General features: G+C 58.7%; 1 protein-coding gene. It reads left to right on the top strand.

Annotated features, from left to right (window positions below):
* Positions 1 to 1,088: acryloyl-CoA reductase electron transfer subunit beta (acrA, locus tag DW088_RS15620; RefSeq protein ID WP_243030003.1), on the top strand; the 1,088-nt coding region annotated here is incomplete at both ends.

Genomic DNA, 1,088 nt, shown 5'->3' with positions numbered 1-1,088 from the left:
AACCTCGCCGATTTCTCCGGCGTATGGGTATTCTGTGAGCAGCGCCAGGGTGAGCTGCAGCCGACCGTGCTCGAGCTGATCTCTGAGGCACGCAAGCTGGCAGACGACATGGGCACTGAAGTTTGCGGCCTGCTGCTTGGCGGCAAGGGCGTAGGCGAGAAGATGGCAAAGGAACTGGGCGCTTACGGCGCTGACAAGGTTCTGGTTTGCGAGAGCGACCTGCTCGAGACCTACACCACCGATGCATACGCAAAGGTTCTGTGCGACACCGTTATGGCTAAGAAGCCGGAGATCCTGCTGATCGCCGCTACCAACATTGGCCGTGACCTCGGCCCGCGCTGCGCAGCTCGTCTGCACACCGGTCTGACCGCAGACTGCACCCACCTCGACGTAGACGTAGAGAAGTACGCTGCATTCCTGCAGGAGGCTTCCACTCTGCCGCAGGCTCAGATCGATGCTCTGAACCGCGAGGACCGCAACCTGAAGATGACCCGTCCGGCATTCGGCGGTCACCTGATGGCTACCATTATCTGCCCGCGCTTCCGTCCGCAGATGGCTACCGTTCGTCCGGGCGTACTGAAGAAGGGCGAGTACAACGAGGCTAAGGCTAACGCAGTAGTTGTTGAGCCGGTAGCTTTCGAGCTGTCCGAGGCTGACATCAAGACCAAGGTTCTCGAGGTCGTTAAGGAAGCTAAGGAGCTGGTTGACCTGACCGGCGCTGAGGTAGTTGTATCTGTAGGCCGTGGTATCTCCAAGGACGTTGAGACCGGCATCAAGCTGGCTGAAGAGCTGGCTGGCCTGTTCGGCGGCGTTGTTGGCGGTTCCCGTGCTGCTATCGACTCCGGCTGGCTGTCTGCTGACCATCAGGTTGGTCAGACCGGCAAGACCGTACATCCGAAGCTGTACGTTGCTCTGGGCATTTCCGGTGCTATCCAGCATAAGGCTGGCATGCAGGATTCCGAGTGCATCGTAGCAGTTAACAAGTCTGATTCCGCTCCGATCTTCGACGTAGCTGACTACGGCATCTGCGGCGACCTGTTCAAGGTTGTTCCGATGATGATCGACGCAATCAAGGCTGCTAAGGAGTC

The sequence above is a fragment of the Butyricicoccus sp. AM05-1 genome (assembly GCF_003474415.1).
In the GTDB taxonomy this organism is placed as follows: domain Bacteria; phylum Bacillota; class Clostridia; order Oscillospirales; family Butyricicoccaceae; genus Agathobaculum; species Agathobaculum butyriciproducens.
The sequence above is the reverse complement of the archived record's forward strand: the minus strand, read 5'-3'. Positions and strand labels throughout refer to the sequence as shown.